The following is a 22,809-nucleotide window of genomic DNA, read 5'->3' on the forward strand; positions in this document are numbered from 1 at the left end:
GGATAGTACAATAATAGAATTAGAGTTCTTTAATTAAATATTTTGTTGGGGGGGATATACATGGCAGTTGCTCAATATGTTAATATCAATGGTCATAGCATCCATATCAATATTATTGGTGAGGGGGAACCGATCATTTTCCTCCATGGTGGACCTGGAAGCGAACACCGCTTTTTTCTCCCACATGTATTACCATTATCCAAGAAATATCAATTAGTTTTGTACGACCAACGTGGATGTGGTAAATCTGACCCTTTTCAAGATAACAACTATTCCATTGAAGAAGAGGTTAACACCCTTGAATCTTTACGTAAGCAATTACAGCATGAAAAAGTCAATATATTTGGGGAATCATGGGGAAGCATGCTCGCACTCAGTTACGCTTCAGCCTATCCTAGAAGGGTTAATAAACTATTTTTAACGGCTGCAATTGGGATTACACAAAAGGGTTTAAAGACATTTGAGAAAGAATTACTTAAACGAATTACACTTAAGGACAAAATTAAACTGTTAAGTATGGATAGAGAGGTTAGGAAAGGGACGGCTACTACTGAAAAGCTACTCGATATATTGGACCCTTACTATGTGTTTTCCAAAGACTCCATACAAAACTATGGAAAAACAAATATGAATCATACTGTTAATCAAATCTTAATTGAGGATATCGAGAAAAATTACGATTTATCAAAAGACCTGGATAAGTTAGTAGAGATACCTATTTTAATTGCTCAGGGAAGTCATGATATACTACCTCCCCCATTAATTGAAAAACTATTAATTAATTATTTACCACATGCCAGATTACAGGTGATTGAGAACTGTGGACATTGGACATTATTAGAGAAATCAAGTGAAATAAACAAACTAGCGGAAGATTTCTTTGGTTAATAGATACTTCTTTTCAACTACTTAAAACAAAACAAGCAAAGGAAAAAGAGTCTCCTACACTGTAGAATACTCTTTTAAAGTTAATCCATATTCGGCCCAAACACACGCTTTTCAGGTGTTGATTCTTTCCCTGTTAAACGTTTTGTAAGTGTTGCTTTCCAGTTTTCAGCTAGAAATTCACATGATGCTAATTCTTTAGCCAGTTCCAAGTCATCTTTCTTGTCATACATGACTTCATTACATGTTGCGATTGTCCATTTGGGATAGGGACGTTCTAACAAAGTTAACTCAACTTCACCTTGGACAAATCCTTCCTTCAGAATACGAAAATACCACCCCGTCTTACCCGAATGCTGGATGCGTAATGCAAGGTCCATAGTCTGAAAACGGCGAGCAGGTTTCCAGCAAGGTCTCCTAGGCTGGGAAACCTGTATAATTGCATCACCAAATTGATATGTATCCCCGATACAAACATCGTTTTCATCCATATTCTCAACAGCTAGATTCTCTCCAAACCCACCAACATGAATAGTATCGATGTTCTCTGCTAACTTCCAGTAATCATAGTGATGTATTGAATATGTAAAAATTGCTTTCTCAGGTCCACCATGGTTTTTCTTATCTGCTACCTCATCACCAATTAATCCAGTACGACTAAGCCATACTTTTCCTTTTGTTTCTTCTTTAAACATACCACTTTCCCATGCTCGATCCATTTGATTTGCTGCATTAGGATCACCAATCTGTTTCACTTTCCCGACAAAAAGCTCTTTAACATAAGGATTACCCATTAGTACTTCTCCTCGTTCATAAAAGTTAAGATATATATAAAATAATCTTTAATCATTCTTCAGGAGGTAATTTATACGTTACTTCTCCTTTTTCATTCAAAAATTCCATTCTTGGTACATCATTTTCATCCACAACCATTCGAATACGTGGATTTCCTTTAGAATCCCATAATTGAACGGATACATTTCCATGTATGTCTTTACCCATAAAAGCTCGTTGTGTATTCCCTTCATAAAGCGCATCAAGTTCCTTTGTCTTTTCTTCATCACTTAATCCAGAGTTAATTATTTGGTCTTGTTGTTCCATAACCTTTGATAAAGGGATATTAGGTCGATCAAAAACAGAAAAACCATAGGAGCTTTCACCATTGTCTTCCGAGAAATACATTTGAACAACTTGGTCTTGTTTATACTGATCAAATGTCAAAGAACCTCCAGAAAATAGATTTCCATCCTCATCTACTTCACTTCCAAATATAAGCCCACCACACTCTTCCCCAATCCCATTATAAAACATAATTCCAGAGATTGGATCATTTTGTCTGTGTCCAGGTAAGATATCTTTTCCATCCATAATAAGTGGTGGAATATTCTCTTGGTTGAAAAGCGTCATTTTAACTTTGCCTTCTTTATCAACAATGTTAAGTTTCTCTACATTTAATTGTGTATAATGATCCCGTTTAGTCATTTAACTATCCCCCTACCCCATTATTCTAAAGTATTCTTTAATTAGTGTACCAGAAATATTCCGATAATTTAAATATTGAACAATAAAAAAACTATGATACTTTCATACCATAGTTTAATACAAGTGATTCCGATTGGGCTCGAACCAACGACCTCCACCCTGTCAAGGTGGCGCTCTCCCTGCTGAGCTACGGAATCATATGAAGTTATTATAATGTATTATATATAGCTTACTAGAAATAATCAAGTTGTTTCAATTCCATTCTCCACCTTCCAACCAATATTTCATAGTAACTTTAATTATTTTATATTAGTGTTTTGATCAAGAACAAGCAACCAGTTTCCGTTAACATTTTCAAATACTAGTTGTAAATAATAGTCAAATTCATACGGATCGTTGTTCTCATCTAAATCCTCGTAATGAATCCTTAATACAGCGGTAGCCAAACTGATCGACTCAACAATTTTTACGACTTTATAAGTAATACTCCAATCTAAATCAGCAAACCACTCTTCATGAAAACGAATAAATTCTTCTCTATTTTGAATAAATTTGCCGTTTCCCAATATTAGAGTAATTGAATTTGTATGTATTGTTGAATTAAAATCCTCAATATTTCTTTCCATTATTGCATTCATATGTTTATTTAAGGCTTGTTTAAATATCATTTATATACTCCTCTTCATAATTCCCCTCAGATTATTATATATTCCATAGACTATATGCTATATCCTGCTTATAATTCTAAAAATATTATCTAAATAAAAATTAATTTCATTCGATACACGAAATAAATCCTTGGAACTGAACCTGTTTATCCTTTATAATAAAAAAGCACTATATTATTTTATATTAAAAAAATTCACAATTTCGACAACGGGGGTTAAATGCACGTGAAAACAGTTTTTTCCTTTTTAAAGCCATATAAATTGCCTGCAGTTGTTGCCTTCTTGCTCATGCTCGTTGAACTTGCTGTTGAGCTACTTCTTCCATTCTTTCTAGGTAAAATGATTGATAATGGGGTTATGAATGGCGACTTAAATAATATTATTATGTGGGGAAGTATCATGATTGGGCTAGCATTTTTCTCTTTTGTATCAGGGATTATTAATTCCTTTTATGCTTCCCATGTTAGCTGGGGATTTGCTTATGATATTCGAGAAAGATTATTCCGTAAAATACAAGAATTTTCTTTTGCAAACTTAAATCATCATCCTACATCACATCTTATGACACTATTTACAAATGATGTTAGGCAAATACAAAATACGATTTTTATGGGATTACGAATTATGATGAAGGCACCGCTTATAGCATTAGGTGGAGTTATTATGGCGTTTGTCGTAAATCCTAGACTCGCTATTATTTTCTTAATTACTGTCCCTCTTCTACTAGGATTCCTGTTATGGGTTCTAAAAAGAGCATCCAAAATGTTTAATCGGGTACAAAAAAGTATTGATAAAGTGAACCTAGTGATGCAAGAGAATCTGGCAGGGATGCGATTAATCAAAGCCTTTTTCAGACGTGATTATGAAGAAGACCGTTTTACTGATGCCAATACAAACCTAAGAAACAATACACGATTTACCTTTCGTTTCATTGAGGCTTCTATGCCTATACTATTATTCGTTATGAATCTAAGTATCATTGCGATACTCTGGTTTGGTAATACGCAATCTATTGCTGGTACTACAGAAGTTGGGGATGTGGTTGCTATTCTTAACTATGCGATGCGTGTTGCGATGGCTATTTCCATGTTTTCATTCATTATTATGGCACTATCTCGCACCAAAGCATCAGCAGAGCGAATAAGCGAAGTACTGGTGGAAGAAGTAGATCTATTAGATTCAAAAGATGCCGATATAAATCAACTGGTTACAGACGCAAAGGTTGAATTTAAGAATGTCTCTTTCCAATATCCTACTTCCGATGGTCCTGTACTTAGCAACTTATCTTTCACTGTCAATCCTGGTGAAAAACTCGCTATTATTGGAGCAACTGGTTCTGGAAAGTCTTCCTTATTCCAGCTCATCCCAAGATTATACGATGTCACTGACGGCGAAATATTAATTGATGATAAACCAATCTCTTCTTATAAACTAGAAACACTCCGTAAAAGTATTGGATATGTACCTCAAAGTCCATTGCTTTTCAGTGGGCCGATTATCGACAATATATCTTGGGGTAAAGATGATGCTACGAAGGAAGAAATCTATAAAGCAGCAAAGGATGCACAAATCCACGACACTATTATGGAGTTACCTAATCAGTACCAAACACAAATTGGTCAGAAAGGTGTCAACCTTTCTGGTGGACAGAAACAACGTATTTCTATTGCCAGAGCATTAATACGTAAGCCTAAGATTTTAATGCTTGATGATAGTACTAGTGCACTAGACTTGGCAACTGAATCAAAACTATTAGCTGCTATTCAAGATGACCTAAATACATTGTTTATTATCACACAAAAGATTTCTACTGCAATGAATGCGGACCGAATCTTGCTTATAGATGAAGGTCAAATGTTGCATATTGGTACTCATGAAGAGTTACTTCAATATTCTGAGTTGTACCAAAGAATTGTCGAATCACAATTTGGAAAGGAGTATCCACATGTCCATTAAACAACAACTAAAAGCTCCCTTTCAATATGAGAAAATACCAATTGAAAATATATCAGAGGAGATTACGAAAAAACGCGCACGTAATACGGTCGGTACAATAAAACGAATTTGGACCTACCTAGCTCGTGAAAAGGCACGATTATGGCTTGTTGTACTAATGGTCCTAATTAGTTCTGCCATGAGTTTACTTGGACCATTTATGGTTGGAATGGCCATCGACAATTTTATTGTTGAACAAGAAATTTCTGGATTTGGAATGTTAGTAATTGGACTTATAGCAGTTTACTTATTAAACTCCCTCTCTATCTTCTTACAAAGCTTTTGGATGATTGGGATTGCACAAAACACAGTATATGATCTACGTTCCGAACTATTTCATAGGTTCCACCGTTTGCCTATAGCATATTTTGACAAAAGGCAACATGGTGAATTAATGAGTCGAATTACAAACGATATTGATAATGTTAATAACACGTTAAACCAATCGGTCATCCAAGTATTCTCTAGTGTATTAACGCTTATTGGAACAATTGGCGTCATGATTTATTTAAGTCCTATATTAACCGTTGTGACGATGTCTATTGTTCCTGTAATGTTCTTTGCTACTCGTTGGATTACGAGAAGAACCGGTCCATTGTATAAGTTACAACAAAAGAGACTGGGGGAACTAAATGGATATGTAGAAGAGACAGTATCTGGTCAACATGTCGTAAAAACATACTCTCAGGAAGAACGTGTCATCAAAGAATTCGAAGTGAAAAATAAAGATTTAAACCATTCTGGTTTCTGGGCTTTAACCATAGCTGGGTTCATACCTAAAGTGATGAACATGTTGAACTTTCTAAGTTTCGGGATGATTGCTCTAGTTGGTGGTATTCTAGCAATTAATACAGAGCTAGTAACTATTGGAGTAATTGTAATCTTCACTGAGTATGCTCGTCAGTTTACACGTCCATTAAACGAATTATCTAACCAATTTAACCTTCTTCTTTCAGCAGTAGCTGGTGCGGAACGTGTATTTAATGTAATAGATGAAACAGAGGAAGAATTGGATGAGAAAAAAGCTTTCGACCTTCAGGAAACTAAAGGGCATTTCCAATTTGAGGATGTCACTTTTGGTTATGAAAATGAAGTTATCTTGAATAAGATTAATTTTGAAGCAAAACCAGGAGATTCTGTAGCCTTTGTTGGACATACTGGAGCAGGTAAAACAACAATTATTAATTTAATCTCACGTTTCTACAATTATGATAGCGGGAAGATTACGCTTGATGGGATTGATTTAAAAGAAATAAAGCGGTCTAGTCTTAGATCCCATATGGCGTTTGTATTACAGGATTCTTTCTTGTTCCATAATACTATCAGAGAGAATATTCGCTATGGGCGTTTAAATGCTACAGATGAAGAAGTAATAGAAGCTGCCAAGAAAGCGAATGCACATGATTTTATCAATCAATTACCAAATGGATATGATACCATTCTAGATTCAGACGGTAGTGGAATCAGCCAAGGACAAAAGCAATTACTAACCATTGCAAGAGCTTTTATTGCTGAGCCAACTATACTTGTTCTTGATGAAGCAACAAGTAATATAGACACTATTACTGAACTGAAAATTCAAGAGGCATTAAAAGAACTTATGAAGGGCAGAACAAGTTTCATCATTGCCCATCGATTAAATACCATTCAAGAAGCTGATCAAATCGTCATGCTCGAACATGGTCAAATCTTAGAAAAAGGTAGCCACGAAGAACTATTAAATCAAAAAGAAAACTATTATAACTTATACAAGGGACAACTTCGAGAAGTAGTCGGCAGTTAAAGTTACAATGGATACGTTTCATGGTAAACTAGGAATAGGTAACTTGTTTATGAGGTGAATGTACTTGAGCAGAAAAGGAAAAATGGTAGAACATGAAATTAATAGCACATATCTTGAAGAAAAAATGACACTAAAGATTTATCAGCCAGAATCATTCTCTCCTCTTTACAAATATCACATTTGTATTATGCAGGACGGAAACGATTACTATCAGATGGGACGTGTAGCTACCTTTAGCGATCAGTTGCATGACGATGCAGAAATTGAGAATACCATCTTTGTTGGTATTCATTATAGGGATCGATATGATCGTTTAAAAAAGTACCACCCTTCTGGTGAACAATATGAGGCCTATACCAAGTTCTTAATGAAAGAAGTTGTTCCTTATTTAGATGATATTCTTCCAACATATCATATGGGTGGTGCACGTGCCTTGATGGGAGATTCGTTAGCAGGAACACTTGCTTTAACCATGGCTATGAAATACCCAAACACCTTTGGTAAAGTAATTATCCAATCTCCGCTAGTTGATGAAATTGTGTTAGAGTCAGTTCGAAATGCAACAAATATTGAATCACTAGATATTTATCATACGATTGGCACTTCTGAGACTAGTGTTGATACAACAAAAGGACCTAATGTTGATTTCTTAACCCCAAATAGACAACTTAAGAATTTGTTAGAACAAAAAGGGTTAACGTATCACTATAAAGAAATACCAGAGGGTCAGCACACATGGAAGTATTGGCAAAAAGATATGATCAATGCTTTGAAAACAATCTTTAGTGATTAACATCTCCCATTTTTATAAATAGGAAATAAAACACTTTAACTATGGACTTATATGGTATAAATTAGAAGAAGCGATAATACTTATACGATAAAAAAATAATAGGAGGTTCTGACATGAAATACGGTATTGCTATTTTCCCTTCCAAAGTAATCCAGGACGAAGCTAATTCTTATCGTAAACGGTACGACCCACACTATCCATTAATTCCACCTCATATTACATTAAAGGAAGCATTTGTTGCTGATGATGATATGATTAACGAATTAATCCCAGAGTTAAAGCGAATTGCAAATGAAACAGAACCGATTACCATTCGTATTAATAAGGCGAGTTCTTTTGTTCCGGTAACAAATACTATTTACTTAAAAGTAGAACCTAATGAAGCGTTGACAAATCTTTACGAAAAACTTCATGAAGGAAAGTTCCCGCAAAATAAAAAGTACGCTTTTGTTCCACATATTACCATTGGTCAAAAACTAATGGATGATGAGTATTCTGATGTCTTCGGTAGATTAAAGATGAAGAGTTTTGATTATGAAGAAGAAGTTGACCGTTTCCAACTTCTGTACCAATTAGAAAACGGTTCTTGGACAGTATATGAATCGTTTGTTTTCGGTCAGGAACTTGTATGAATATAGAGATAGTTGAGACACCCGAAGAAAGAAAACATGCTTTTCATGTACGGACGGTAGTATTTGTCGAGGAACAAAAAGTGCCTGAAGAGGAAGAACTTGATCAATTCGATGAAACTGCAATTCACTTTGTTGGTTATAAGGATAATCAACCGATTGCAGCTAGTCGTTTAAGATTTGTTGAAGAATACGGCAAATTAGAACGTATTTGTGTATTAAAAGAATATCGTGGAAAGTCCTTTGGAAAAGATATGATACAAGCAATGGAAAATATCATCAAGAAAAACGGTTATACAAAAGCCAAACTAAATGCCCAAACACACGCCGAAGATTTTTATAAGAAATTGGGATACACAACAGTATCGGGCGAATTTCTTGATGCCGGCATTCCACATGTAACTATGATTAAAGAACAACTATAAACAGTCCCAATTATAGGGACTGTTTTTTTCTGCCCCTTTTTATGAATGACTTTTATAATCCGGTTCATCCTAAGTTTGAAAGGGGCGTTTTGGTTGATATCCTATTCTCAAATGTTTGCTGATACATTATTTGGCTTCATCGCCTTATATGTTTTAACAAAAGTCCTCGGAAAGACACAAATTTCACAACTCACTGCATTTGACTTTATTTCTGCAATTATTCTTGGAGAACTCGTTGGTAATGCGATGTTTGATGACAAAGCAAGTATATTTGAGATGGCTTTCGTTCTTTTTTTATGGGGGGCACTATTATATTCCACAGAGATTATCACCCAGAAGTTTAGATCGACCCGTGCTCTACTTGAAGGATCTCCCGAGATTGTTATTCGAAGGGGAAAAATGATTCGAGATGTCATGAAAAAGAACAAATTAGATGTCAATCAACTCCAGCATCTCTTGCGTGAGAAAGATGTATTTTCTGTTCGTGAGGTGGAATATGCAATACTAGAAACAAATGGTGCCATCTCCGTGCTTAAAAAGTCTGATTATCAATCACCAACTCGAAAAGATATGAAGCTAGCACCCCAACCAGCAAATCTTTCCGTCACGTTAATTAATGATGGAGAAATAATCTATGATAATTTAGAGGAAAAAAATCTCACAGAGGAATGGTTGTTAAAAGAACTAAGAGAACAAGGTTATGATCAAGTTAAAGATGTGTTTTATGCAGAGTATATTAAAGATGAAGAATTATTAGTGTTACCTTTTGTGAACCGAGGAAAAAGAAAGAAATAGTATGTATTCAAAAGAGTTATGAGACTGGGACAAAACAAAATGTTTAGGTCCCAGTCTCTTGTTGAATTTCAGTAACTAATTCATCAAAGAGTAATGGGAAATATGCATCCCAAGCTTGTAAAAAACTCCTCTTCCATGGTTCTGTTAAATTCTCCCACTTCATTAAGGATACCCCCATACTTTTTTAAACATCATACCACAGAGAAAAAGGACAGCCTAATGAATATTAGACTGTCCTTCATACCCGTTCATTTATAAAATAACCTAATCCTGTCAATTCTGTGTAAACCTCATCTAAATCTACACTCGAAACCTGTACCTCTTTATTTAGATTAGCTACTTTGAGGCTTTGGTTTCTGAGTTCTTCCTCGTGTTTTAATTCCTCATAATTGGATTTTAAGATAGTCTTATAAGGTTTCTCAACAGTTGAAACCGTTCTTTTCCTCGTTACCATTCTTTTTTGATAATCCGCATATTCATGTTGTTGAATCGGTAATATATATCCCATATTACTACCCCCTCAACCTTTTAATATAGTAATTCGAAGGTCTTTTCTTATTTATGTCTGTTACTCTCTATATATTAACCTTCCATCTTCTTTTCAAACTCTTTCACCCATTTCTCAATTTCGCCGATGGTTTTCATAAATCGTTTATTCCATTCATTCATATCCTTTTCATAAGAAATCATTTTCTTTTCGGGTTGCTGGAACCACTTTTCATTCTTCTCCAGATGTTTTTCAATAATGCCTAATTCTTCTATAAATTTTTTCTTGTCCATTTGCACCCCCCTTTATTTTTTCAGATTAAAAATGGCAGCTAAATTAGCTGCCATGGTTATGGATTAGAATTGGAACTACCTTTCTTTAGCTTAAATCCAAGAAAACGGTCCTCTGTCCCTATCATCACGATGTTCATCGTTATCTGAACTACTACTTGACTCCATTCTTCCTTCTTCTCTAACTCCACCAATAATTGGGTCATATCTTCTTTTTGGTTTAATGATGACATTTTCAGCTTCAATTACAAGGTCCTTTACACGGATTACTCTTCTATTTTCAGACATGCTTGTCACTCCTTCATGATATATGCTCGGTATTAGTCTATGTAACTAGTGTCGAGTGAGTATGGTCATCTGTCCTAAGTTATCAATCTTTTTTAGGCGGATAAGAAGAACAATAATTTATAAGGACCTTTATAAATTATCGTGCAGGTGCCCACACCATATAGCCTCTAACACATATTCTATTAAAGACAATAAGTCAATTCGTATTATGAAAGGAGAAATGTTTCATGGGTTGTAACCATGGTAGAGTAGCAGGTGCGGCAACAGATAACTGCGTTTGTGAGATTCTTCGAGATATTGTTGATGCTCAAAACGATGTTATTGAAAATTGCTGTGACACTAGTTGTGAACAATCAATAAACGATTTATTAGGTGAAACTGATCCAGGTAATGGCTTGGATACAGTACCTGTAATATTATATTGTGCAGGTGACTGTAAGCCATTTAAGGGCTTCGGTGCAAGACGTGGTCATGAACTAGGTGAAATGGGCGATATCAAAGGTAGCTTCATTTTCCGTGTGAAGACAGTTACTGATGACTGCTGTGCGGTATTAGAATTGTTACTTGATCGTCATGACCATGATGATTGTCATGAATTAAAGAGTCCATGCAATCAAAAAACTGATAACCTACAGAACACAGGAATCTGCATCACTGTAGATTTAGACTGTTTCTGTCACGTTACTTGTTTACCAGCTATCAATGTATTTAACTAATTATTTTAGGAACACCATGGAGTATAGCTCTATGGTGTTCCTTTTTTATTACAAAAAGAGCTCTGGTATTGAATACAAAAATATATTCAGACCAAAGCTTTTCTATAATTCCATCTTAGACTCTATTTAAAATCCTAATCCTAATAATTGGATATCCTTAATATCTTCTTGATTGATAAATACAGTTCTCCTTCCTACTCTCATTTGCATTTCATTATCCTCTAAACCAAGGATAATTCCTCGATATTTTCTTTCTACTGTTATCACTTCACATCTCATTCTTGGTAAGTGACTAGACGTATTCAAGAAATAATCAATTTTCTCCTGAATGTTCATATCTTTAAAATTCTTCTTGTCTTCACGCTCTTTTATATCTTGAGATGAATTAACTTCAGTTTGCTGTAATTCCTGAACTGGTTCTACTGCATCATTATGGAAAGAACTCAAAGAAGTTCTTCTTTTTTTTGTTGATTGAATTGGTGCTTTTTCTTGTTCTGGACTATTTTGCTTACTTACTTTCATTTCTTGTGGATTTTCTACTGTACTATTTTGGAATGGGCTTATAGTTGGTCTTTTTTTAATTGGTGTTTGAGTTGTTTTTTTTTTCGTTTCTGGATTTGGTGATGATGATGAGGAATTTTTGGGTGTTGTATAGAAATGCTGCATTGGTGCATTTGGCTTACCTTGAATTGGCTGTTGAATATACAATAATGGTTCATTTGCAAATTTACTACGTTTAGACATGATGTACGATCTCCTTTCTAATTCAGTTATCACCCCATTATATGAACTTCAGTAACGAATTGTGTAAATGCCCATGGAATATGTATTTCGTAGAATAATCACCATAAATATGATTCAAAAAAACAAAAAAATAGCAGGAGATCAAAACTACCTGCTATTTCTTAAATACTAAACTACAACAAAAAGCTCATAAAAGCTGTTGCTAATCCAAAATAGATTAATACAGAAATTATATCGTTTATGGTCGTTATAAATGGACCTGATGCAACTGCAGGGTCAATTTTCATGCGATGCATAATAATTGGAATCAAAGAACCAGCTAATGTTGCTACTACTAAAGTGGCCATGATCGACAAACCAACCAAAATACCTAAATATAGATTATCTTGCCATAAAAAGATTACAACCGTAATGATGATTCCACAAACAGTTCCGGTAATGAGACCTGTACCCGCTTCTCTTAAAATCAATTTTAACTTTCCTTCGGTTCCATATTCACCGGTGGCTAGTCCCCTAACGGCAACAGCTAATGCCTGTGTACCGGTATTACCTGCCATTCCTGCGATGAGCGGGATAAAAATAGAAAGAATCGTTACTTGACTTAATGTATCTTCAAACTGTCCGATTAGACTGGCTGTTAATAACCCTAAGAATAATAAAATGACTAACCATGGTAGTCTCTTTTTTGCTGCAACAAGTGGACTGGTATCAGGGCGATCCCCATCAGAAATACCAGCTAGTTTCGAGTAATCTTCACTAGCTTCTTCATCAATAACATCTAGAATATCATCAACTGTGATAATCCCTAGTAAATGTTGTTGAAAATCTACAACTGGAACCGCAAGGAAATCATAGTCTCGCATAATCTTTGCGACTTCTTCCTGATCTTCAGCAACAGAAACATAAAATACATTCTCATTCATAATGTCTTCAATCTTTGTTTCATCACTCGATATGATGAGGTCTCTAAGTGAAAGAACTCCAACCAGTTTCTTATCACGATCAATTACATATAAATAGTAAATGGTTTCGGCATCTGGTCCCTCTTCTTTTAATTGAAGCATGGTATCTCTTACTGACTGTGTTTTAAAGACAGAAATATATTCTGTCGTCATAATACTACCAGCAGTCTTTTCTTCATAATGAAGAAGATCCTTTATATCCTCAGCATCCTCCTCATCCATTATGGTTAGAAAGCTAACAACCTTATCTTTTTCCATCTCGTTTAGGATATCAACCGCATCATCTGTAGCCATTTCTGCGAAGATCATCGATGCAAAACGTGGATCCATTTCTGAGAAAAACGGTTCAGTATCTTCCAGTTCAATATGTTCCATCATTGCTGCAACTTCTTCTGGTGACAGATAGCTATATATAAGCATTCGATCGGTTGCATCAACTTCCATGAAAAATTCAGCTTGGTCAAATGGGTGCATTTCAAAGAAGTTCGTTCTAAATGTATCAATTCTCTCTTCTTGTAAATACTTTTTAAGTTTTTCGAACATCACTTCTTTCAATTCTTCAATATTTTCCATGGCGCAACCCTCCTTTTTTTCTCCACTTCTATTTATACCATACCCTACAAAATCATTCAGCTAACATTCTAAAAAAATGTTATAATAATATAATGCTTAAAAAATATACTAAAATCGTGTAAACTTTAATGGGATGTAAGTTCATTAGTTCATATAGAAAGTTAGGATAAGACATGAATACTACTAAAAATAACCTTGACTATACATTAATAACCATAATTGTTTTACTTGGCATTGTAAGTATTTTTACAATAAATACAGTCGAACCAACATTACCAGCAAAATTAGCAGATCAAAATTTCTTTGTGAAACAAGTTGTTTGGTATATCGGTGGGAGCATACTAATTGCTCTGATTATGTTAATTGATTATGACCGTTTCAGACAATTAACTTGGATTCTGTATGGTATTGGGATGACAATGCTATTTATGCTATTCCTAGGTGGGATCGGATTACCCATACCATTTATACATGAAGCAAACGGTGCAGTCAGTTGGTTTTTATTCCCCTTACTTGGGACATTACAACCTGCTGAATTTATGAAAATAATATTAATTCTCACACTAGCTCATGTTATGTATGCACATAACCAAAAATTTGTAACGCAAACCATCAAGAGTGATCTTTGGTTATTATCTAAGATTCTACTTTTATCACTCCCACCTATGGGACTTATTGCAGTCCAACCCGATCTAGGTGGATTTTTAGTCATGTGTGCTTTAACGGGTGCAATGATTTTAGTATCTGGTATTCGATGGCGATTGATCTTCTCTATTATATTAATTGGTCTAGCAATAATAGGGTTGTTTGTAGCAGCTTATTTTCTGTTCCCAAACTCTGTTGCAGTTTTTCTAGAGGAATCTGTCTTTAAGCATGTATCCAGTCGTTTCTATGGATGGTTATACCCAGAACAATACTCTGATTCGGGATTCCAACTGATTCGGGCCATGATGGCCATTGGCTCAGGTCAACTTTTTGGAAAAGGAATCGAAATAATGCAAGTTAATGTACCCGAGCGACACACTGATATGATATTTACTGCTATTGCAGAACAATTTGGTTTTATTGGTTCTAGTATTGTTGTGACCTTATTTTTCCTATTACTGTATCGTCTTATCCATATAGCAATCCAAAGTAATGATAGCTATGGAAGTTATATTGTAACTGGAATCGTAGGTATGTTTGCATATCAAATATTTCAAAATATAGGTATGTCCATCCAATTACTACCGATTACTGGACTTCCATTACCATTTCTAAGCTATGGTGGAAGCTCAACCTTAACCTATTTAATCGCAATTGGTATTGTATTAAATATCCACTCTAGAACAAGAAAATATATGTTTGAATAAAGCGAGAATAGGATAAACTATTCTCGCTTTCATTATAAGGGGGTGAATCAATGAAGATAGACGTCATTGGTGATATTCATGGTTGCTATCGTGAGCTTTGCACTTTATTTGAAGAATTGGGTTACCATAAGGAGCAAGGAATCTATGTTCATCCTAATGGTAGGATTCCTGTATTTGTAGGTGATCTAACTGATCGTGGTCCCGATTCCATTAAAGTCATTCAACTCGTGTATGAGTTGGTATTCAAAAATAAAAAAGCAAAATATGTACCAGGGAATCATTGTAATAAACTATATCGTTTTTTCCTTGGGAATAATGTAAAACAACAACACGGCCTTGAAACGACAGTTGAGGAGTATGAAGCACTAGATTCTAAAATGCAAGGCCACATCAGACAACAGTTTATTCGCTTATATGAAGAGGCACCACTTTACTTGGAATTACCAGAAGCTAATGCAGTTGTGGCACATGCAGGCATAAAAAAATCATATATTGGCCGCCATGACAAAAAAGTAAAAACCTTTGTGTTATATGGTGATATTACTGGGGAATTTGATGAGGCTGGAAGGCCGATTCGTAGAGATTGGGCACAAAACTATAATGGAAATACTTGGATTATATATGGGCATACACCAGTATTAAAACCAAGAAAGGTTAACAAAACGATTAATATTGATACAGGATGTGTATTCGGGAATAAGTTAACTGCCTTTAGGCTTCCTGAAGAAACAACTATATCTGTTCCATCTGAACAACCATTTAATGCAGAAAAATTTAGATCCTTTCCGGATGAATAATCAATATTCATCTTGAAAGGATCTTCCTCATATCTTCTGGTAAATCAATTGTAAAGGTTATCCACTTTTTTGATTCGGGATGTTCAAAACTTATAGAGTAACAATGTAATGCCTGCCTTGTGATGACATCATTTGAGCCCCCATATAAATCATCACCTGCAAGTGGGTTTCCGACATGTGAAAAATGAACTCTAATTTGATGTGTTCTCCCTGTTTCTAATTGTACATCCACCAAGGAATATAAGTCATTCTCTTTGATTACTTGGTAATTAGTAATGGCGTGCTGCCCATCGGAACGAACTACCCTCTCGATGATAGACCCGTCTTTTCTCCCAATATTTGCATCGATTCTGCCCTTCTTATCTTGTAAGGTTCCTTCCGTTATCACATAATATTTCCTTTTCACTTTCTCCTGTTTCTGAGAAGCAGACAAGATAGAATGGCTATAACGGTGTTTGGCGATTAACAGTAAGCCCGAAGTGTCTCGGTCAAGTCGAGTTACCACATGAACCGTATAGGGAATATTATTTTTCAAGTAGTGATACAAAACACCATTAGCTATTGTATTGTTCCGATGATTTGCAGAAGGTATCGTAGCAATACCTGCTTGTTTATTTATGACCAAAATGGATTCGTCTTCATAAATAATATTAATCGGAATATTTTCAGGACTCATATGAATCCCTTTTTTCTCTTTCGGAAACTCGATTAGGACACGATCCCCTGTCTTGATAATATGACGTAAATTCACTTGTTTCTCATTAACCAATATACTACCACCATCATAAATAAGGCTTTTCAGGATTCTCCTTGAAAAGCCTTGGCCATTCCGCAAGAAGTCTCGCAACAACCTACCGTCATCCTTATTTTCAATTGTCCATTTCATTGAAGTATTCACCTTAGCTTTTTAGTTATTATCCGCAATAAATGAGTCACGAACACGATTCCAGAATGGAAATGGTCTAAACCGTGCAAAGCGAATTTTTTCTTTTGCTACGCGACACTGAATCGATTTTACATTAGTGTAGTTATGTGTATTATGATCAATGGTAATAAAGAAACTTCGATCTACGATTGGCTTCAACAAGCATGTATGATGTTTCGGTAAGATTAATGGTGAACCGATGGTACGGAATACCCGATTATTAATAGATGCCATTTCTGTTAATTGAATCGCTTCTAACGATGGGTGAATAATACCTCCACCAAGTGCCTTATTATAAGCTGTACTTCCTGACGGAGTTGAAATACACAATCCATCTCCTCGAAACGTTTCAAACCGTTCTCCTCTAATTTCAACATCAAACACAACAGAACTTTCTGGTGTTTTAATAGTGGCTTCATTTAATGCTAAATAAGAGTCCATCTTATTGCCTGTTTTGGAACGTATAATAACTTCTAGTAGTGGATATTCCACAATATGATATGGGGTCTTTGCAATTTCAATAACTAGTTTTTCTAACTCTTCTGGTACATAATCTGCATAGAACCCAAGGTGTCCAGTATGTATCCCAATAAAGGCTGTATTGCTTAATCGATGCTGATAACGGTGGAATGCCTCTAAAAAGGTTCCATCCCCACCAACAGAAATAACTAAATCGGGTTCTACTTTATCATATACTAAGTCAAAATCTATCAAATGCTGTTTCATTCTTGCTTTTATAATATTTGACCTCTCATCACCTTTGGAAATGATTTTGAATTTCATATCAAGACCTCCCTTTTCACAGTCACTATTTCCGGTGAAAAATACGCTGTGCTTCCTGTACTTCTGTTTTTATTTTCGACATTTCCTCATCCAACTTGAATGCCGCTTCAGCCGCTCGTTGTAATCTCTTTTTAAGATCAACCGGAATTCTTCCTTTGTATTTATAATTCAACGAATGTTCATTTGTAGCCCAGAAATTCATGGCAAGTGTACGAATTTGAATTTCTGCAAGAACCTTTTTATTACCATGGATTGTTTCAACTGGGTATTCTATTGTCATATGAAATGAACGATATCCACTAGCTTTTTTATCTGAGATATAATCTTTTTCTTCAATTATGGAAAAGTCTTTGCGGGAACGGAGCATTTCTACCACTGTGTAAATGTCATCAACAAACTGACAAACAACACGGACTCCAGCAATATCTTGTATTTCTTCCTCAATTCTTTCTAGAGGTATTTGTCTTTTCTCCGCTTTTTCTAGAATACTTTGTACTGGTTTCACTCGACCAGTAATAAATTCAATTGGTGAATGCCTCGCTTCATATTCAAATTGCCTACGCATTCCTTTTAATTTAACTTTAAGCTCTTCGACAACCTGTGCATATGGTGCAATAATTGCCTCCCAATTCATTCAAACACCACCTGTGACTAATAACTATTCGTACTTATTTTAACACAATTAAAAAGGATATTCTTTGCATATTTACATCAATTTAGACATAATCAATGTAATTAACGAAACTTTAGGAGAAATATGTATGGCTCAAGAACTAGAAATTGAATTTAAAAACCTACTTACCAAAGAAGAATTTGAAAATCTACTAACTTATCTACCTTTCCCTAGTATTGGAATAGAACAAATAAACTATTATTTTGAAACAACAGATTTCAAACTACGTCACCATAAATCAGCATTACGAATACGTGAGAAAAATGGAAATTACCGACTAACATTAAAAGAACCTTATGGTGACGGACTCCTTGAAACCCATGATAGTCTTACAGAAGAAGAAGTTGCCCACTGGATTAATGGTAATCCAGTGCCAAAAGCAGAAACTATAGTGCAACTAAGAAAAATGAATATTTCCATTAACGAGTTGCAATACTATGGTAATTTAACGACTATCCGTAGAGAGTACCATCATGACGGGCTAATCTATGTATTAGACCATAGCCACTATCATGGTCATGAAGATTATGAACTAGAGATAGAGGCAAGTGATGTAGAAACTGGGAAGGAAGCCCTAGATACCATTTTAAGGGAGTGTGGGATTACTAGGAAAGATACACCAAATAAGATTGCCCGCTTTTTCCAAAAGATGTAATCAGATAATTTGCCCAGTCTTCACTAATGTTGCTACAATATATACACAAACTTTGAGGAGTAATTACAATGCATGGAACTATATATGAGGCAATTGGTGGATCTGAGACAATTGATCGCCTAGTCACTCACTTTTATAAAAGAGTTGGGAAACATCCGAAATTAATTCCAATCTTCCCAGAAGATTTAACAGAAACAGCAAGAAAACAACGTCTTTTCCTAACTCAATTTTTCGGTGGCCCAAGACTTTATACGGAAGAACGTGGTCACCCCATGATGCGACGCAGACATTTACCATTCGAAATTACACCTTCTAGAAGAGACGCTTGGTTAGAATGTATGGAGCAAGCTTTGGAAGAAGCAAAAATTGATGAACCCTATCGTTCAGCCATATTTGAAAGACTAACCATGACCGCCAATCATATGATGAATACACCTGAATCATGAAAGGAGATATCGATGTGAGTTGGGAACGCACTGAGCTATTAAGAAGCTCACAGAAAGCAAACACATCGTCCGAATATAGTTATGGTACTATCAAAAAACCAATTGAAATTTATTTATTTATCGACCCGATGTGCCCGGAATGCTGGTCACTTGAGCCGTATTTAAAAAAGCTATCAATTGAATATGGACGATTTTTTTCAATTAGACCAATTATTTCAGGATCTTCGAAACCACTTAATCATGATAATTTTGACCAACCAAGGAAACTAAGAGAAATTTGGGAACGAACTGCTTCTAGGACTGGAATGAGTTGTGATGGTGACTTATGGATTGAGAATCCTATACACTCACCAATTACTGCCTATTTAGCAGTAAAAGCTGCTGAACTACAAGGAATTCGTTTCGGAAAAGTGTTCTTACGAAAAGTACAAGAAAGTCTATTTTTAAAGAAACAAAATATATCTGATGAAAAAGTTCTCTTAGAATGTGCGAAAGAAGCAAAACTAGACATTCAGGAGTTTATAAATGACCTACACTCTGTTTCTGCTAAAAAAGCCTTACAAAGCGACTATAAACTGAATGAAGAAATGGAAATTGATTATATGCCTACCATGGTCTTTTTCCATAAAAACATTGAAGAACAAGGAATAAAAATTTCTGGGCTCTATCCATATGATATTTATGTTCGTGTGTTAAGTGAGATGGTAGAACATCTACCAATTCCATCACAACTTCCAGCACTAGAGGATTTTGTTCAACACTATGACGTTATTGGAACAAAAGAGGTTTCAGTGGTTTATAACTGGTCTATGGAGAAAGCTGAGCGTGAAATGAAAAAACTACGTTTAAAACAATATGTAAAAAAAATCCCGGCAAAACACGGTTCATTCTGGCAATATATAAAATAATAAGGAAAAAAATAAAGGATATACGGGGCAGCGTATATCCTTTTTCTCACTTCTTTGTATATAACAAAGGGGGATGGGAGAAAGTTTCATGATCAAACAAAGGGGTTTTGTTTGTGATTCATCTCACATATATAATATAACAAGAGCCCAGTTTTTTTTCAAGAAGTTTGTTATACATTTCACAAATCTGTCACTTCTATTCCTTCTTTTGATTACATATATATTAGTAGACCATTATTTATGTAGATAAGGGGGATATGTCAGATGCGTGAGTTACTTCCATATGTATTTATAATCCTTACTTTTATTGCTGTCTTTTTAAATCTTTTTGGGCTAATGCAATTGATACCATTATACATAACCCTACCAGTTCTGTTTTTTTGTATTTACATTACATTATTTTCGTTTACCAATAGGAATAAATACCGGGGACGTGCGAGGTGATTGATTGCCATTCAGGCACGCTTTTTGGATGTAATCTAACAAATAGTAGATAGAAACTGTGCGGTATGACAGCACCTACTCCTAACACAAAGATTTAGGTAACTGAATATATAATCAGAAGAATAGATCAGCGTAGGCAGAATACGGAGACTCCTGCGGGAATAGCACGTGTCCGAAGACCCCGCAGAGGTGAACTTTCCTCGAGGAGGCTGAGGCCGGGCCCGCGGCAAGGTAGACACTGCGACGGTCTTTTCGAGCAGATGTCGCCCCTGTGCTGACAGTAAAAGCGGAGTATTCTGCCGGAGCGGTATCATTCCTCCATACTGATTAATTTAGAGGGTAGTTACCGCACAGTCCCTTTAAATAGCAACTAAATATATGAAAACAGCATAATCAAAAAAAGAAGGATGACCTAGGTCATCCTTCTGCTTATTTATTCAATAGTAGTTGTTCCATCTCATTTAGCTTTTCTTCAAATACATCTAATGCATCTAAAATCGGTTGTTTAGACGTCATATCTACTCCAGCTTTTTTCAATACTTCAATAGGATAATCACTGCTACCTGATTTCAAGAAGCCTAAGTAACGTTCAACTGCTCCTTCTTCACCCGATAGAATTTTGTTTGCAAGTGCAGTTGCAGCCGAATACCCCGTTGCATATTGATAGACATAGTAATTGTAGTAGAAGTGAGGAATCCTAGCCCACTCTAAGCCAATTGCTTCATCTGAAACAACGTCTTCGCCAAAGTATTTCTTGTTCAGTTCATAGTACATATTTGTTAAATAATCAGCAGTTAATGCCTCACCATCTTGAGCACGTTTATGAATTTCATGCTCAAATTCAGCAAACATAGTCTGACGGAAAACTGTACCACGGAAGCCTTCTAAGAAGTGGTTTAATAAATACAACTTTTGTTTTTCATCATCTAATGTTTTTAACATATGATCATTTAATAGAGCTTCATTACATGTAGAAGCTACCTCTGCAACGAAGATTGAATAATTCCCATAACGATATGGCTGGAATTTTCTTGTGAAGTAACTGTGTGCTGAGTGACCAAGCTCATGTGTTAAAGTAAATAAGTCATTTACACGATCCTGCCAGTTCAGTAGGATGTATGGATTTGTTCCATATGCTCCAGATGAATATGCTCCACTGCGTTTTCCTTTGTTCTCTTCCACATCGATCCAACGATTGCTGAAGCCTTCTTTGATGACATCTAAGTACTCTTCGCCTAGAGGTTGAAGACTATCTAATACGTATTCTTGTGCTTTCTCATATGGAATCTTCATATCGACATCTTGAACTAAAGAAGCATACATATCGTACATATGAAGTTCGTCAACGCCTAGGACTTCTTTACGTAATTTAGCGTAACGGTGTAATAAAGGTAGTCTCTCATTTACCGCTTCAACTAAATTATCGTATACTTGCTCAGGAATATTATTGTTATCTAGAGCCGCTTGACGTGCTGATTCATAATGGTGCACCTTTGCATCGAAGTTATGTGCTTTCACTGTTCCACCTAACGTAGAAGCGAATGTATTTTTAAATTGACCATACGTATCATACATTGCATTAAATGCTTCTTCACGAACACGACGATCCTTCGATTCTAAGAAACCAACATAACGACCATGGGTTAAGTCCACTTCTTCCCCGTCTTCATTTTTAATGCTAGGGAATTTTAAATCTGCATTGTTCAGCATCCCAAATGTCTGAGAACCAGTCGATAACGCTTCAGATGCCTCCGCAAGAAGTGCTTCCTCTGATTCACTTAACACATGTTTTCGTTGTCTTACAATTTCATTTAGGACATGTTCATAATGCTTTAATTCTTCTTTCTCTTCTAAATACTGTTTAATTGTTGACTCATCCATTTTTAAAATCTCTGGAACTAAATAACTCATCGAACTTTGTGCTAGTGTCAACACATTTTCTGCTTTTGCATTTAGAGCCTGATAAAATGAATTTGTAGTATCCTGGTCATAACGCATATGTGCATATGTATATAGTTTTCCAAGTCTTTCTGATAATTGATCTTGTAGTTTTAAGACGTTAAATAATGTATCAGCAGACTCTGCTACTTTTCCTTGATATTCATTGATCTCGGGAATATCATCTTTAAGACTATTAAGTTCCTCTTCCCAACTTTCATCCGACACAAAGATATCTTCTAATCGCCAAGTTCTTTCAACTGGTACTTCGCTTCTACCTTGTAGTTCTTTAGTCGCCTTTGCCATTTTTCATCCTCCAATGCTTTTTTCATTTAGTAATTCCAGATAATATAAAATCCTGTGCGGAACCACT

25 protein-coding genes and 1 tRNA gene are annotated in these 22,809 nt (G+C 35.4%); 13 read left to right on the forward strand and 13 right to left on the reverse strand.

The window, feature by feature from the left end:
• Positions 1 to 60: 60 nt before the first annotated feature.
• Positions 61 to 888: an alpha/beta fold hydrolase gene (locus BN999_RS04875; RefSeq protein ID WP_096270255.1), complete on the forward strand. Its 828-nt coding sequence runs from the start codon at positions 61 to 63 to the stop codon at positions 886 to 888.
• An 80-nt stretch (positions 889 to 968) separates the two neighbouring features.
• Here BN999_RS04875 and BN999_RS04880 read toward each other — a convergent pair whose 3' ends face one another.
• The 4 genes from BN999_RS04880 to BN999_RS04895 all read right to left on the reverse strand — a co-directional run bounded on the left by BN999_RS04880 (position 969) and on the right by BN999_RS04895 (position 3,035).
• Complete coding sequence (locus tag BN999_RS04880) at positions 969 to 1,679, reverse strand: MOSC domain-containing protein (RefSeq protein WP_096270256.1); 711 nt, start codon at positions 1,677 to 1,679, stop codon at positions 969 to 971.
• Between the two features lie 52 nt (positions 1,680 to 1,731).
• Entirely contained in the window at positions 1,732 to 2,367 is a 636-nt protein-coding gene (locus BN999_RS04885) for a hypothetical protein (RefSeq protein WP_096270257.1), read from the reverse strand.
• Positions 2,368 to 2,491: 124 nt separating this feature from the next.
• A tRNA-Val gene (locus BN999_RS04890) sits at positions 2,492 to 2,564 on the reverse strand.
• Between the two features lie 102 nt (positions 2,565 to 2,666).
• Positions 2,667 to 3,035 carry a YybH family protein gene (locus BN999_RS04895; RefSeq protein WP_096270258.1) on the reverse strand — a complete coding sequence of 123 codons (369 nt, stop codon included), beginning with the start codon at positions 3,033 to 3,035 and terminating at the stop codon, positions 2,667 to 2,669.
• Positions 3,036 to 3,260: 225 nt separating this feature from the next.
• Here BN999_RS04895 and BN999_RS04900 point away from each other — a divergent pair, with 225 nt between their 5' ends.
• The 6 genes from BN999_RS04900 to BN999_RS04925 all read left to right on the forward strand — a co-directional run bounded on the left by BN999_RS04900 (position 3,261) and on the right by BN999_RS04925 (position 9,455).
• A complete protein-coding gene (locus tag BN999_RS04900) occupies positions 3,261 to 4,991 on the forward strand; it encodes an ABC transporter ATP-binding protein (RefSeq protein ID WP_096270399.1) in 1,731 nt (576 codons plus the stop codon).
• Positions 4,981 to 6,813: an ABC transporter ATP-binding protein gene (locus tag BN999_RS04905; RefSeq protein WP_096270259.1), complete on the forward strand. Its 1,833-nt coding sequence runs from the start codon at positions 4,981 to 4,983 to the stop codon at positions 6,811 to 6,813. The genes BN999_RS04900 and BN999_RS04905 overlap by 11 nt, the downstream gene beginning before the upstream one ends.
• Before the next feature lie 64 nt (positions 6,814 to 6,877).
• A complete protein-coding gene (locus tag BN999_RS04910) occupies positions 6,878 to 7,606 on the forward strand; it encodes an alpha/beta hydrolase (RefSeq protein ID WP_096270260.1) in 729 nt (242 codons plus the stop codon).
• A 113-nt stretch (positions 7,607 to 7,719) separates the two neighbouring features.
• A complete protein-coding gene (locus BN999_RS04915) occupies positions 7,720 to 8,238 on the forward strand; it encodes a YjcG family protein (RefSeq protein ID WP_096270261.1) in 519 nt (172 codons plus the stop codon).
• Positions 8,235 to 8,660, forward strand: coding sequence for a GNAT family N-acetyltransferase (locus tag BN999_RS04920; protein WP_096270262.1), 426 nt, complete (start codon positions 8,235 to 8,237; stop codon positions 8,658 to 8,660). The genes BN999_RS04915 and BN999_RS04920 overlap by 4 nt, the downstream gene beginning before the upstream one ends.
• Positions 8,661 to 8,753: 93 nt before the next feature.
• The gene (locus BN999_RS04925; protein ID WP_096270263.1) at positions 8,754 to 9,455 is read left to right on the forward strand and encodes a DUF421 domain-containing protein; all 702 of its coding nucleotides are present in this window, start codon (positions 8,754 to 8,756) and stop codon (positions 9,453 to 9,455) included.
• A 238-nt stretch (positions 9,456 to 9,693) separates the two neighbouring features.
• Here BN999_RS04925 and BN999_RS04930 read toward each other — a convergent pair whose 3' ends face one another.
• From BN999_RS04930 to BN999_RS04940, 3 genes are all read right to left on the reverse strand, one after another.
• Positions 9,694 to 9,963 carry a hypothetical protein gene (locus BN999_RS04930; RefSeq protein ID WP_096270264.1) on the reverse strand — a complete coding sequence of 90 codons (270 nt, stop codon included), beginning with the start codon at positions 9,961 to 9,963 and terminating at the stop codon, positions 9,694 to 9,696.
• Between the two features lie 74 nt (positions 9,964 to 10,037).
• Entirely contained in the window at positions 10,038 to 10,235 is a 198-nt protein-coding gene (locus tag BN999_RS04935; RefSeq protein ID WP_096270265.1) for a hypothetical protein, read from the reverse strand.
• A gap of 90 nt (positions 10,236 to 10,325) precedes the next feature.
• Positions 10,326 to 10,520 (reverse strand): hypothetical protein, encoded by a 195-nt coding sequence (locus BN999_RS04940; RefSeq protein WP_096270266.1) that lies wholly within the window; start codon positions 10,518 to 10,520, stop codon positions 10,326 to 10,328.
• Positions 10,521 to 10,747: 227 nt separating this feature from the next.
• On the opposite strand from BN999_RS04940, the gene BN999_RS04945 reads away from it, so the two are divergent.
• Entirely contained in the window at positions 10,748 to 11,236 is a 489-nt protein-coding gene (locus tag BN999_RS04945) for a CotY/CotZ family spore coat protein (RefSeq protein WP_096270267.1), read from the forward strand.
• A gap of 126 nt (positions 11,237 to 11,362) precedes the next feature.
• On the opposite strand, the gene BN999_RS04950 is transcribed toward BN999_RS04945, so the two are convergent.
• Positions 11,363 to 11,980 carry a CotO family spore coat protein gene (locus BN999_RS04950; protein ID WP_096270268.1) on the reverse strand — a complete coding sequence of 206 codons (618 nt, stop codon included), beginning with the start codon at positions 11,978 to 11,980 and terminating at the stop codon, positions 11,363 to 11,365.
• A 173-nt stretch (positions 11,981 to 12,153) separates the two neighbouring features.
• Positions 12,154 to 13,515, reverse strand: a complete 1,362-nt coding sequence (gene mgtE / locus BN999_RS04955; protein ID WP_096270269.1) for a magnesium transporter — start codon at positions 13,513 to 13,515, stop codon at positions 12,154 to 12,156.
• A gap of 173 nt (positions 13,516 to 13,688) precedes the next feature.
• Here mgtE and BN999_RS04960 point away from each other — a divergent pair, with 173 nt between their 5' ends.
• Positions 13,689 to 14,867 (forward strand): FtsW/RodA/SpoVE family cell cycle protein, encoded by a 1,179-nt coding sequence (locus BN999_RS04960; RefSeq protein WP_096270270.1) that lies wholly within the window; start codon positions 13,689 to 13,691, stop codon positions 14,865 to 14,867.
• A 50-nt stretch (positions 14,868 to 14,917) separates the two neighbouring features.
• Positions 14,918 to 15,664 (forward strand): bis(5'-nucleosyl)-tetraphosphatase PrpE, encoded by a 747-nt coding sequence (gene prpE / locus BN999_RS04965; RefSeq protein ID WP_096270271.1) that lies wholly within the window; start codon positions 14,918 to 14,920, stop codon positions 15,662 to 15,664.
• Between the two features lie 7 nt (positions 15,665 to 15,671).
• Here prpE and BN999_RS04970 read toward each other — a convergent pair whose 3' ends face one another.
• The 3 genes from BN999_RS04970 to BN999_RS04980 are packed head-to-tail and all read right to left on the reverse strand — an operon-like array spanning position 15,672 to position 18,006.
• Positions 15,672 to 16,550, reverse strand: a complete 879-nt coding sequence (locus BN999_RS04970; protein ID WP_096270272.1) for an RluA family pseudouridine synthase — start codon at positions 16,548 to 16,550, stop codon at positions 15,672 to 15,674.
• 21 nt (positions 16,551 to 16,571) lie between these two features.
• Positions 16,572 to 17,372 carry an NAD kinase gene (locus tag BN999_RS04975; RefSeq protein WP_096270273.1) on the reverse strand — a complete coding sequence of 267 codons (801 nt, stop codon included), beginning with the start codon at positions 17,370 to 17,372 and terminating at the stop codon, positions 16,572 to 16,574.
• Between the two features lie 25 nt (positions 17,373 to 17,397).
• On the reverse strand, positions 17,398 to 18,006 hold the full coding sequence (locus tag BN999_RS04980; protein WP_096270274.1) for a GTP pyrophosphokinase: 609 nt from the start codon (positions 18,004 to 18,006) through the stop codon (positions 17,398 to 17,400).
• Positions 18,007 to 18,133: 127 nt separating this feature from the next.
• Here BN999_RS04980 and BN999_RS04985 point away from each other — a divergent pair, with 127 nt between their 5' ends.
• The 3 genes from BN999_RS04985 to BN999_RS04995 all read left to right on the forward strand — a co-directional run bounded on the left by BN999_RS04985 (position 18,134) and on the right by BN999_RS04995 (position 20,054).
• Positions 18,134 to 18,700, forward strand: a complete 567-nt coding sequence (locus BN999_RS04985) for a CYTH domain-containing protein (protein WP_096270275.1) — start codon at positions 18,134 to 18,136, stop codon at positions 18,698 to 18,700.
• Between the two features lie 68 nt (positions 18,701 to 18,768).
• Complete coding sequence (locus tag BN999_RS04990) at positions 18,769 to 19,146, forward strand: globin domain-containing protein (protein ID WP_096270276.1); 378 nt, start codon at positions 18,769 to 18,771, stop codon at positions 19,144 to 19,146.
• Positions 19,147 to 19,160: 14 nt separating this feature from the next.
• Positions 19,161 to 20,054, forward strand: coding sequence for a ClpXP adapter SpxH family protein (locus BN999_RS04995; RefSeq protein WP_096270277.1), 894 nt, complete (start codon positions 19,161 to 19,163; stop codon positions 20,052 to 20,054).
• Positions 20,055 to 20,927: 873 nt separating this feature from the next.
• Here BN999_RS04995 and pepF read toward each other — a convergent pair.
• Positions 20,928 to 22,742 (reverse strand): oligoendopeptidase F, encoded by a 1,815-nt coding sequence (gene pepF, locus BN999_RS05005; RefSeq protein ID WP_096270279.1) that lies wholly within the window; start codon positions 22,740 to 22,742, stop codon positions 20,928 to 20,930.
• Positions 22,743 to 22,809 lie beyond the last annotated feature (67 nt).

The organism is Paucisalibacillus globulus (assembly GCF_900184735.1).
GTDB classification, from domain to species: domain Bacteria; phylum Bacillota; class Bacilli; order Bacillales; family Amphibacillaceae; genus Ornithinibacillus; species Ornithinibacillus globulus_B.

Excerpts from the sequence above, each read along its gene's own strand:
- BN999_RS04875 (WP_096270255.1), top strand. The coding sequence starts at position 61 with ATGGCAGTTGCTCAATATGTTAATATCAATGGTCATAGCATCCATATC.
- BN999_RS04880 (WP_096270256.1), bottom strand. The coding sequence starts at position 1,679 with ATGGGTAATCCTTATGTTAAAGAGCTTTTTGTCGGGAAAGTGAAACAG.
- BN999_RS04885 (WP_096270257.1), bottom strand. The coding sequence starts at position 2,367 with ATGACTAAACGGGATCATTATACACAATTAAATGTAGAGAAACTTAAC.
- BN999_RS04895 (WP_096270258.1), bottom strand. The coding sequence starts at position 3,035 with ATGATATTTAAACAAGCCTTAAATAAACATATGAATGCAATAATGGAA.
- BN999_RS04905 (WP_096270259.1), top strand. The coding sequence starts at position 4,981 with ATGTCCATTAAACAACAACTAAAAGCTCCCTTTCAATATGAGAAAATA.
- BN999_RS04915 (WP_096270261.1), top strand. The coding sequence starts at position 7,720 with ATGAAATACGGTATTGCTATTTTCCCTTCCAAAGTAATCCAGGACGAA.
- BN999_RS04920 (WP_096270262.1), top strand. The coding sequence starts at position 8,235 with ATGAATATAGAGATAGTTGAGACACCCGAAGAAAGAAAACATGCTTTT.
- BN999_RS04930 (WP_096270264.1), bottom strand. The coding sequence starts at position 9,963 with ATGGGATATATATTACCGATTCAACAACATGAATATGCGGATTATCAA.
- BN999_RS04935 (WP_096270265.1), bottom strand. The coding sequence starts at position 10,235 with ATGGACAAGAAAAAATTTATAGAAGAATTAGGCATTATTGAAAAACAT.
- BN999_RS04940 (WP_096270266.1), bottom strand. The coding sequence starts at position 10,520 with ATGTCTGAAAATAGAAGAGTAATCCGTGTAAAGGACCTTGTAATTGAA.
- BN999_RS04945 (WP_096270267.1), top strand. The coding sequence starts at position 10,748 with ATGGGTTGTAACCATGGTAGAGTAGCAGGTGCGGCAACAGATAACTGC.
- BN999_RS04950 (WP_096270268.1), bottom strand. The coding sequence starts at position 11,980 with ATGTCTAAACGTAGTAAATTTGCAAATGAACCATTATTGTATATTCAA.
- mgtE (WP_096270269.1), bottom strand. The coding sequence starts at position 13,515 with ATGGAAAATATTGAAGAATTGAAAGAAGTGATGTTCGAAAAACTTAAA.
- BN999_RS04960 (WP_096270270.1), top strand. The coding sequence starts at position 13,689 with ATGAATACTACTAAAAATAACCTTGACTATACATTAATAACCATAATT.
- prpE (WP_096270271.1), top strand. The coding sequence starts at position 14,918 with ATGAAGATAGACGTCATTGGTGATATTCATGGTTGCTATCGTGAGCTT.
- BN999_RS04970 (WP_096270272.1), bottom strand. The coding sequence starts at position 16,550 with ATGAAATGGACAATTGAAAATAAGGATGACGGTAGGTTGTTGCGAGAC.
- BN999_RS04975 (WP_096270273.1), bottom strand. The coding sequence starts at position 17,372 with ATGAAATTCAAAATCATTTCCAAAGGTGATGAGAGGTCAAATATTATA.
- BN999_RS04980 (WP_096270274.1), bottom strand. The coding sequence starts at position 18,006 with ATGAATTGGGAGGCAATTATTGCACCATATGCACAGGTTGTCGAAGAG.
- BN999_RS04985 (WP_096270275.1), top strand. The coding sequence starts at position 18,134 with ATGGCTCAAGAACTAGAAATTGAATTTAAAAACCTACTTACCAAAGAA.
- BN999_RS04990 (WP_096270276.1), top strand. The coding sequence starts at position 18,769 with ATGCATGGAACTATATATGAGGCAATTGGTGGATCTGAGACAATTGAT.
- pepF (WP_096270279.1), bottom strand. The coding sequence starts at position 22,742 with ATGGCAAAGGCGACTAAAGAACTACAAGGTAGAAGCGAAGTACCAGTT.